Here is a 9,581-nt window from a genome sequence, read left to right on the forward strand (position 1 = left end):
AGTGATTAAATCTCGATATTCAAGATTTTGCAACTTTTTAAATTGACAGGAAACAGCATGAAATTGGTGAGTTTTTCCAGGAGTGGCCAGCAGAGTTACGGCGCGGTCACTGAACAGGGCGTGGTGGATCTGGGCGCCGTCTTGGGCTCCCGCTACGCCGATCTCAAGGCGCTGCTGGCCGCAGATGCCGTGGCAGAGGCCGCCGCGGCAGTCGCACAAGGCCAGGCGAGTTTCGGCCTTGCAGACGTCGATCTGCTGCCTGTGATCCCCAACCCGGGAAAGATCTGGTGCTGTGGTCTCAACTACGGCGAACACGTGCGCGAGACCAACCGCGAGATCACCGAACAGCCGACGTTCTTCCTGCGTGTGGCCGACTCCCAGGTGGGCCACGACCAGGCCATGGTGCGGCCTCCAGAGTCCACCCAGTTCGACTACGAGGCGGAGATCGCCGTGGTCATCGGCCGCCCGGGCCGCCGCATTGCCGAGGCCGATGCAGGCCGGCATGTCGCCGGCTATGCCTGCTACAACGATGGGAGCGTGCGCGACTGGCAGCGCCACACCTCGCAATGGGTTCCCGGCAAGAACTTCTGGCGCACCGGTGGCTTCGGCCCCTGGATGGTGACGTCCGACGAGATTCCCTTCGGCACCTTGATGACGCTGACCACGCGGCTCAATGGCGAGGAGCTGCAGCGCGCCACCACCGAGATGATGATCCACAGCATCGCGCGGCAGATTGCCTACGTTTCCACCATCGCGCCGCTGGAGCCGGGCGACGTCATCGTCACAGGCACACCGGGCGGCGTGGGAGCTCGCCGAACGCCACCCGTGTGGATGAAGGCCGGTGATGTGGTCGAGGTCGAGGTCGACCGTATCGGGGTGCTGCGCAACACCGTGGTCGACGAAGCCTGAGTCTCCCGTCATGCACAACCTTGCCGACAGCTGGTTCTGGCGCATGTACCGCGGCGAGCAGCCACCGCCACCGGTGGCGTTGCTGTTGAAGCAGCGCATCGTGCGCGTTGACCTTGAACGTGTCCTTCCTGAAGACGGCGCAGGTCGGCCCGATCCAGGGGCGGGCCCATCTGGTGCGCAGGGGGCGCACCGTCGCGCATGCGGGCGCCGAACTGGTCCAGGGCGACATCGCCGTGGCCAGTGCCACGGCTGTCTGCATGTTTGTTCCACAGGCGGGGCGTTGACCCCGCAAGCACTTCGGAAAGTTCCTGATGTCCCATCCTGTCATTGCCACCGCCTCCCCCCCTGTACCTGACTTGCCTGTGCATGCCCTGCGGGCCGTGACGGACGAAGACGTCACGGCCTACGAGCGCGATGGCGTGGTCTGTCTGCGCCAGGTCTTCGATGCCTCCTGGTGCGAGATGCTGCGCGAAGCGGCGTTGCAGGCCATGGAAAGCGGACAAGGCCGTGTGCGAGAACCCCAGCTCGGTGCAGGCGAGGGACGTTTCTATTCAAGCGTCTATCAGTCGGACCTGGACCCGCGTTTTGCACTTCTGCGGGATGCATCGCCAGCGCCCGCGGTGGCCGCGCGTTTGATGCGGTCCGACAGCGTGCGCTTCTTCTACGACCAGCTCTTCATCAAGACACCGGGCACGGCGGCACCGACGCCCTGGCACAACGACTTGCCGTTCTGGCCCTTCCGCGGCAACGACCTCATTTCACTGTGGATCGCACTGGCACCTGTGTCGAGGCAGACCAGTGGTGTGCAGTACGTCGCGGGGTCGCATCGGTGGAACAAGATGTTCCGCGCGGTCACGCCCGACCTCGACCCCCGGTTCATGGACGAGACGATGGAGGTCTGTCCCGACTACGGCGATGGCAGCCACCCGGAGGCACAGATCGCCTGCTGGGACATGCAGCCGGGCGACGTGCTGTGCCACCACCCGATGACCGTGCACGGCGCGGCCGGCAACGCATCGCAGACCCAGTGGCGCATCGGTCTGTCGATCCGCTACCTGGGCAGAGACGTGCAATGGGACCCGCGGCCCCACACCATGTCCCTGCGCCGCGACCCCGGTGTCACACCAGGAGAGTTCCCCGCAGATGACGTCGCCCTGCCCGTCGTCTGGGAACGCGAGCGAGGGCTGCTGGCCCGTGCTCGCTGACCATACCGACCCCCAACCACCCAGGAGACACAACATGACCCTCCCCCGCCTGAACCGCCGCGGCGCCATCGTCACCATGGCCAGCCTGTGCGTCGCCCCCGCGATCGCGCAGTCCACCGATCCGGTCAAGCTCAAGTTCACGAGCTTCGAGCCCCCCATGGCGAACATCACGGCCAACGTGCTGACGCCCCTGGCGAAAGAAGCCTCGGCAGCGTCCAAAGGGCACTTGCAGATCGACATGTTTGCCGGCGGGACGCTGGGACGCAACCCCTTGCAGCAACTCAAGCTGGTCACCGACGGCGTGGCCGACCTGGGCTGGGTGGTGCTGCCCTACACACCCGGCCGATTCGATGACACCGAGATCGTCGGCCTGCCCTTTGTGACCAGCAACGCCACCGAAGCCAGCGTGGCTTTGCACCGACTCTATGCCGAGGGTGCACTGGTGGGATTCGAAGGTTTGAAGATGCTCGCCGTGGGTGCCACGCCGCCGGTGGTCATCCACGCCAACAAGCCGGTGCGGCTGCCGGCAGACCTCAAGGGCAAGCGGATCCGGGCGTCCGGTGACCACCTCACCCGCGTGATCGAATCGCTGGGCGGGGCACCGGTGCAGGTCGGTGGCGGCCAGATTGCCGAGTCGCTGTCGCGCGGGGTGGTGGACATGACGCTCAACAACTGGGGCTTCGTCGGCGACTTCAAGGTCAACGAAGTCAGTTCACAGCATCTGGATCTTCCACTGGGTGCGGTGGCGGTGGGCATCGTGATGCGCCAGGACCGCTTTGACGCGCTGCCCCCCGAGGCCCGTTCGGCCCTTGAAGGGGCCAGCGGCGAGGCGCTGGCTCGCAAGCTGGGCCAGGCCTTTGATCGCCAGGAAAAGGAAGTCAGGGCACGTGTGTCCGCCTCTGGCCGGAACACGGTGACCACGCCGAGCGAGGCAGAGGTCGCGGAATGGCGCAAAGTCATCGACCCGGTGAACGAGAGCTGGCGCACGGCCAAACCACGCAACCAGCGCATCCACGCGGCCTTCGCCGAACACCTCAAGCGCATCCGCGCTGGCGCCTGACATGAACGACAACACCTGGTCCGCGCGTGTGGAACGCGCGGCGGCGGGGCTCGCCCTCGCGGCGGTTGGTGGCCTGCTGCTGCTCGCTGCAGGCACGGCGGTGGACGTGCTGCTGCGGTACGCGTTCGCCAGCCCCATCCGCGGTTTCGTGGACATCGCCTCGCTGACCGGCGCAGTGCTCCTGGCGGCCTGCTTCCCATATGTGCTGGTGTCGCGCACCAACATCTCGGTCGACATTCTGGGCCGCAGCCTGGGCAGAGGCTTCAAGACCGGGCTGGACCGCTTTGCCGCGCTGGTGACGGCAGCCTTCTTCGCTTTGATGGCATGGCAGTACGTGCACTTCGCCCTGGAAATGCACGAAACCAGCCAGCTCATACCCGTGCTCAGGTGGCCCGTCTGGCCTTGGTGGTCAGCGGTCGCACTGCTCATCGTGCTGGCCGCCGCAGGTGCCGCGCTCACGGTGTGGAAACCCATGCCGGAGGACAACGGCAATGGATGATCCTGTCGTCCTGACTTTGCTGGGGCTGTTCGCGACCTTCGGGCTGGTTGCGCTGCACGTGCCGGTTGGCGTGGCCATGGGTGTTGCGGGCGTGGTGGGTTTCGGCCTGCTCGCCGGTTTCGACCCCGCACTGGCGATGATCGCATCGGAGACCTCCAACAACCTGTCTTCGCTGGAACTGGCGACGATTCCACTGTTTGTGTTGATGGGGTCGTTCGCCAGCGTGGCGGGACTGCCCGAGGACTTGTACCGTCTGGCCTATGCACTGGTGGGACACCGACGCGGCGGCCTCGCCATGGCCACCGTCGGTGGCTGTGCCGGCTTCGGCGCCGTGTGCGGCAGTTCGGTTGCAACGGCAGCCACCTTCGGCAAGGCCTCATTGCCGTCCATGATCTCGCGCGGGTACAGCCCGGGTTTTGCCGCGGGCACCGTGGCGTCTGGCGGCACATTGGGCATCCTGATACCACCCTCCTCCATCATGGTGATCTACGCCGTTCTGGCACAGGAGCTGATCATCACCCTGTACATCGCGGCACTGGTTCCGGCACTGATCGCGCTGGTGTGCCACCTGTGTGCCATCACCATCTACACACGGCTGCGCCCCCAGGACGCGCCCATCGGCCCACGCGCCACAGCGGCAGAGCGCTGGCAGGCCGCAAGGATGAGCTGGCCGGTGGTGTTTCTGGCATCCACCGTGATCGGCGGCATGGCGGCGGGGGTATTCACCGCCACCGAGAGCGCAGCGGTGGGCGCGGTGCTGGCGTTCGGCTTTGCCGTCTGGCGCCGCGCGCTCACCCGGAAGTCGCTGCGACAGGCGCTCATGGGCACGGCTGGCACCAGCGGCATGATCTATGTGCTCATCATCGGAGCCTCCCTGTTCGGCTACTTTGCGGCCGTGACCCAGGCACCCCAGGCGATGGTGGAAGCCGTACAGGCTTCAGGCATCCCGGTGTGGGCGGCGGTGCTCTCCCTCATCACCATGTTCATTGTGGCCGGCGCCGTGTTCGACGAGGTTGCGGCCATGGTGATCTCCATGCCTTTCGTTCTGCCACTGATCATCAGTTGGGGCTTTGACCCGATCTGGTGGGGCGTCATCAACGTCGTGATCATCGAGATCGGCATGCTGGCCCCGCCCCTGGGCATGAACGTCTTTGTGGTCAAGGGCATTGCACCAACCATCCCGCTCACCGCCATCTACCGGGGCGTGATGCCCTACCTGGTCTCCAACATCCTGCGCCTGTCCGTGCTGCTGATGTTTCCCGCACTGTCGCTCTGGCTGCCGCAGGCGCTGAAAGGTTGAACTCAAAAAATGGAACACGACACCGCCTTTGACGAAGACACGCTGCACGACGTCGCCATCATCGGCCTGGGCCCATGCGGTGCCTCCCTGGCCAACCTGCTGGGTCAGCAGGGACTCAAGGTCCTGGTGATCGAGAAAGAAGGCGACATCTTTCGCCTGCCCCGCGCCATCCACTTCGATGGCGAGTGCATGCGGGCATTTCAGGCGATGGGGATCGTCGGCACGCTCTACCCGCACCTGCTGGTGTCGCCGGGCATGAAGTTCGTGGACGCTGCGGGTCGCGTCCTGATCGACTACAGCCGCTCCAGGGAGTTGGGGCCGCAGGGCTGGCATCCCAGCTACCGGTTCCACCAACCTCAGCTTGAAGAAGTCCTGCGAACGCGAATGCATGATCACGAGACGGTTCAGGTCCGGCTCAGACACGAGGCTTTTTCGATCGAACCGAAAGCCGATCGCGTCGTGCTTCGCGTGGAAAACATGGCCAGCGGACGGCTGAAAACCGCACAAGCCCGCTACGTCGTGGGTTGCGATGGAGCGCGGTCCCTGGTGCGTCGCTTCATGGGCACCGAACTCGACGACATGAACTCGCACGAACGCTGGCTGGTGCTGGACGTGCTGCTCCACCGCGACCGGCCCGATCTGGGGGATCACAGCATCCAGTACTGCGATCCGGTTCGACCCTCCACCTACGTTCGTGGCGTAGGCAACCGACGCCGCTGGGAACTGATGCTCATGCCCGGCGACGATCCCGTCTCGATCGTGCGCCCGGAGTCGGTCTGGGCCTTGCTGGCGCGCTGGGTCGCCCCTGAGGACGGCGTGATTGAACGACCGGCTGTGTATACGTTTCATTCGGTCGTGGCGCGTGGATGGCGCCGCGACCGACTGTTGATCGCCGGTGACGCGGCGCACCAGACCCCGCCCTTCATGGGCCAGGGCATGTGCGCCGGCATCCGCGACGCCTTCAATCTGGCCTGGAAGCTGGTGGCGGTCGTGAAGGGCCAATTCCCGCCCAGCTTGCTGGACACCTACGAAAGCGAACGATCACCCCATGTGCGCGAGTTCATTGAAACCGCTGTGCGACTGGGCGGCGTCATCCAGACCACCGACGAAGCCATCTCACGCGAGCGCGATGCCCGTATGTCCGCCAACCCTGAAGTGTTCAAGACCCCCCAGCCGGCGCTGGGCCCGGGCTGGCATGCAGGCGGAAATGTGGCCGGCCGCGTGGCGCCGCAGCCGCTGCTGGACAACGGAGAACGCTTCGACGACGGCCTTGGCGACCGGTTTGCGCTCATCGTTGCACCCGATGCGTTGCGCGCGTGCGCGGTAGAGGGCCATGGGCAATTGGTGGTGCGGGAGGCCAAGGATGCGGCTGTCAAGCAGTGGCTGAACGACCTGGGGTGCGTCGCCCTGTTGTTGAGACCCGACCGGCACATTGCTGCGGTTGCGACCCAGGCGGCTGACATCAATGACATGGTGCAGCGCTATGTGGCCGAAGGAGTCCCGGCATGAACGCAGCGCCGGGCCGTTCCCAAGCAAGCTCGCACCGCAGCCCGCAGGGCGAAGGTATCCCAGTGAACGCGCTGCTGGCATGCGAACGCGCCCGTGCCGACGCGGTGATGGCAGGCGATCTGGACTGGCTGGCCGGGTTGCTGGCCGACGATCTGGTCTACGTGCACGCCCCGGGGCAGCGGCACGACAAAGCGCAGCTGTTGGCCTACCTGCGGGCCGGGCCGCGCTTTCTGGCGATCGACCTTCTCAACCCGAGTGTGCAGGTGATGAGCGACTGTGCGCTGGTGGTGGGTGAACTGGAAATGCGACTGCTGCGCAACCCCAATGAAGAGCCCGTGACGGTGCGCTCGTGGGTCAGCGAGGTCTGGGTCCGTGGGTCGCGCGACCATACGGAATGGAAACTGCGGTTGCTGCAATCGACCCGCAGGCAATCACCCCCAGCGGCTTGACCCATGAGCGTCGACATACCACCCCTGCAGACGGTGATCAAGATCTCTGCCGCGGGAGGGCCCGAGGTGCTGTCCGTGGCGTGAACAGGCACGACTGCAACCAGCGTCAGCGCGGCCCGAGCCCTGCGCACAGCGATGTGCCGGGACTGGAGGTCGCAGGGCTCGTGGTTGCGGTGGGACATGGAGTGGCGCCTGAATGGGTAGGCCAGCGGGTCTGTGCACTGACCGATGGCGGCGGCTACGCGCAGTTTGCGACGGCACCGGCGACACATGTGCTGCCGATGTCGGGAGGCAAATATTCCGCTGCCAATGTGAAGGCCCTGGCCCGGCGGGGACGCATTGTGCACCTGTCGCCAGGGGAAGACGCGGCCTTGCAGGTCCCGCTGCGTGCGCTCATGGCCAAGGAAGCGGTGGTGACAGGATCGCTTCTGCGACCTTTGCCGGACCCCGAGAAGACCGCCATCGCCGAACGGCTGCGGGTGGTCGTGTGGCACTTGATCACCGGTCGCCGCGTCCGCCCCGTCGTTCATCAATGCTTCGCGCTGCGGCAAGCGCAGCAGGCTCACCGAGCGATGGAAGCAGGGGCACACATGGGCAAGATCGCACTGACCATCACCTCTTCGTTCACCTGACCCGAGAAACCCTCTGCGAGCCTTTCCATGATTGAAAAAACAGCGGCATCCACTTCTGAGGCAATCAAGGGTGGAGCCGGCCACGTCGATCGCCAGACCCTCGCGCGTGTACACGTCGATGACGGTCAGGCACTTGATCTGCTGGACTTCGGCGGTGGTGTCGAAGTCGTACGCCCACACGGCGTTGGCCTTGAAGGGTGTGTACCGAATGCAATTGAAAGAAGCGTTTGGCAATATCCAGTCCGATCACAGCGAGCATGGCGGTCTCCTTGGTAGGTGAATGGGACCTGCATCGTGATCGAAATAAGACTCAGGAGGCGTCCATGCCATCCTCGGTGAATCGGCTCATTCTCATGGGCTCCTCGCAGGTTGGGAGCCATCTTCCTAGAAATCATTGGTCTGAAGAAACCGGGCAGGTCACCCCCACGCCGATTTCACAACATCGCTGCCGAAGCTTAGTTGTATGCGGAGATAGTAGCTACGTACCGGTGACGACTCGACGAAGTCGAGCAGTTGAATTCGATGTCCGGAAAGGGCGAGCGGCGCAGTGGTATCTCAATTAGCATGAAATTTCTACCACGACTTCAGTACATCATGAACATCGCCAGCCTGGTCCGGCTTCTTTCTCTATCTGCAATCTGGGGAGCCTCTTTTTTGTTCATGCGAATGGGTGCCCCTGTTCTTGGCCCTGGGCTGCTCATCGAGCTTCGAGTCGGACTGGCGGCGCTTTTTCTACTGGCAGTGTCGCTTGTTCTTAGGAAACAGCTGCGCGTTCGCGAAAACTGGGCGCACTATCTTGTGCTGGGGCTGTTCAACTCAGCGCTACCCTTCCTGCTGTTTGCTTTCGCTGCGAAGACTCTTTCCGTCTCAATGATGTCCATCCTCAACGCCACCGCGCCCATTTGGGGAGCGTTGATAGGCGCCGCTTGGACGAGGTCGCAACTGGCCCCGCGCGTTTTGGTTGGCATGGTCCTCGGAGTGGTTGGCGTCGCCATTTTGGTCGGCTTCGACGTGAGCATGTCCCACCAAGGCACTGTTCCGGCGATCTTACTTGGACTGGGCGCTGCCTTCTCATATGGCGTAGCCACTAACTACGCGAAGTTGGCAAAGAAAGTTGACCCTTTTGCAAACGCTCACGGCAGCATGTGGGCAGCCGCAATCATCGTTGCGCCGGCCGTTCCGTTCTTCTCAAACGCAGTAGTGCCGACACCGACTATTGCCCTGGCGGTCCTTGGACTGGGCGTCCTGTGCACGGGCGTTGCTTATCTCCTCTATTTCCGGCTCATTAGCGACCTTGGGGCAGCGTCTGCATTAACCGTCACGTTCCTGATTCCAGTGTTTGGTGTGTTGTGGGGTCACTTGGTTCTCGACGAAATCATTAGCTGGAACACATGGTTCGGCGCCTGCGTTGTCGTGCTTGGGACGGCGCTTGTGACGGGGTTTTCTCCCAAGTCTTTCTTCGCCAGCGTGAGCTCGGCGCGATGAGGCGGAAACGGTCAGCACCGTCGCCAAATCGAACAACCGTTCATCCCACGTCTCGACCCTGGACGGCCAATCGGGGTCGGGTATCGCGTAGCGCACTGCACCCACGGCGAAGGCATGCATGTGGGTGTTCTTCCAGCCCATGGCGCTCTGAATGATGCGGTCCAGTTTTTCCAGCGTCACGGTGTTGGGGCACCCAGAGCCGGCGCCAAATCGCATGCCCCAGATAACAGGTCCCACAGAAACTCCGCCGCCCCTTTTTTGGGAAAGGTTCTGGTCGCGATCCCTGCCGCTCCATTTCATACAAATGGCTCGCAGGTACATAGACTGGTCGCTCATGCGCATCCTCAGGCGCTTGAGCTCCGGTCACGCCCAGATCACCGAACTTCTTCTTCCACGTGTAGTACGTCGCCTCGGACACGCCAATCTGGCGGCAAACTGAACCGCCCCGCGTTTCGTGGAGGCTTGTTGGTTTAAGTCAGGCAGCGGTTGCCACCTGATTGGCGAGATGCCGGTAATAGTTTGCCTCAGCTTCA

General features: G+C 63.7%; 10 protein-coding genes and 3 pseudogenes. 10 read left to right on the forward strand and 3 right to left on the reverse strand.

Features of this window, described 5'->3' with window-relative positions:
- The first annotated feature begins 57 nt into the window (after positions 1-57).
- The 9 genes from ASE11_RS07780 to ASE11_RS07815 all read left to right on the forward strand — a co-directional run bounded on the left by ASE11_RS07780 (position 58) and on the right by ASE11_RS07815 (position 7,563).
- Positions 58-909 carry a fumarylacetoacetate hydrolase family protein gene (locus tag ASE11_RS07780; RefSeq protein ID WP_056268926.1) on the forward strand — a complete coding sequence of 284 codons (852 nt, stop codon included), beginning with the start codon at positions 58-60 and terminating at the stop codon, positions 907-909.
- Positions 910-1,022: 113 nt separating this feature from the next.
- The gene (locus ASE11_RS25255; protein WP_268766280.1) at positions 1,023-1,193 is read left to right on the forward strand and encodes an acyl-CoA thioesterase domain-containing protein; all 171 of its coding nucleotides are present in this window, start codon (positions 1,023-1,025) and stop codon (positions 1,191-1,193) included.
- A 27-nt stretch (positions 1,194-1,220) separates the two neighbouring features.
- On the forward strand, positions 1,221-2,114 hold the full coding sequence (locus ASE11_RS07785; protein WP_082585601.1) for a phytanoyl-CoA dioxygenase family protein: 894 nt from the start codon (positions 1,221-1,223) through the stop codon (positions 2,112-2,114).
- Positions 2,115-2,148: 34 nt separating this feature from the next.
- On the forward strand, positions 2,149-3,174 hold the full coding sequence (locus ASE11_RS07790) for a TRAP transporter substrate-binding protein (RefSeq protein ID WP_056268931.1): 1,026 nt from the start codon (positions 2,149-2,151) through the stop codon (positions 3,172-3,174).
- A gap of 1 nt (position 3,175) precedes the next feature.
- Positions 3,176-3,673: a TRAP transporter small permease gene (locus tag ASE11_RS07795; protein WP_056268934.1), complete on the forward strand. Its 498-nt coding sequence runs from the start codon at positions 3,176-3,178 to the stop codon at positions 3,671-3,673.
- Positions 3,666-4,973: a TRAP transporter large permease gene (locus tag ASE11_RS07800; RefSeq protein ID WP_056268936.1), complete on the forward strand. Its 1,308-nt coding sequence runs from the start codon at positions 3,666-3,668 to the stop codon at positions 4,971-4,973. The genes ASE11_RS07795 and ASE11_RS07800 overlap by 8 nt, the downstream gene beginning before the upstream one ends.
- Before the next feature lie 9 nt (positions 4,974-4,982).
- A complete protein-coding gene (locus tag ASE11_RS07805; RefSeq protein ID WP_156406267.1) occupies positions 4,983-6,482 on the forward strand; it encodes a bifunctional 3-(3-hydroxy-phenyl)propionate/3-hydroxycinnamic acid hydroxylase in 1,500 nt (499 codons plus the stop codon).
- Positions 6,479-6,931 (forward strand): nuclear transport factor 2 family protein, encoded by a 453-nt coding sequence (locus ASE11_RS07810; protein WP_056268937.1) that lies wholly within the window; start codon positions 6,479-6,481, stop codon positions 6,929-6,931. The genes ASE11_RS07805 and ASE11_RS07810 overlap by 4 nt, the downstream gene beginning before the upstream one ends.
- Positions 6,932-7,011: 80 nt before the next feature.
- A complete protein-coding gene (locus tag ASE11_RS07815) occupies positions 7,012-7,563 on the forward strand; it encodes a zinc-binding dehydrogenase (RefSeq protein ID WP_200959327.1) in 552 nt (183 codons plus the stop codon).
- A gap of 48 nt (positions 7,564-7,611) precedes the next feature.
- On the opposite strand, the pseudogene ASE11_RS25745 reads toward ASE11_RS07815, so the two are convergent.
- Positions 7,612-7,761, reverse strand: a pseudogene (locus tag ASE11_RS25745) (IS3 family transposase); the annotation flags it as partial.
- A gap of 396 nt (positions 7,762-8,157) precedes the next feature.
- Between ASE11_RS25745 and ASE11_RS07825 the strand changes: the two are divergent.
- Positions 8,158-9,048: a DMT family transporter gene (locus ASE11_RS07825; protein WP_056268944.1), complete on the forward strand. Its 891-nt coding sequence runs from the start codon at positions 8,158-8,160 to the stop codon at positions 9,046-9,048.
- Positions 9,049-9,117: 69 nt separating this feature from the next.
- Here the strand turns inward: ASE11_RS07825 and ASE11_RS26990 are convergent.
- A pseudogene (locus ASE11_RS26990) lies at positions 9,118-9,390 on the reverse strand (IS1096 element passenger TnpR family protein); the annotation flags it as partial.
- Positions 9,389-9,475: pseudogene (locus ASE11_RS27075) on the reverse strand (transposase); the annotation flags it as partial. The pseudogenes ASE11_RS27075 and ASE11_RS26990, both read right to left, overlap by 2 nt.
- Positions 9,476-9,581: the final 106 nt, after the last annotated feature.

It is taken from the genome of Hydrogenophaga sp. Root209 (genome assembly GCF_001428625.1).
GTDB lineage: Bacteria > Pseudomonadota > Gammaproteobacteria > Burkholderiales > Burkholderiaceae_C > Hydrogenophaga.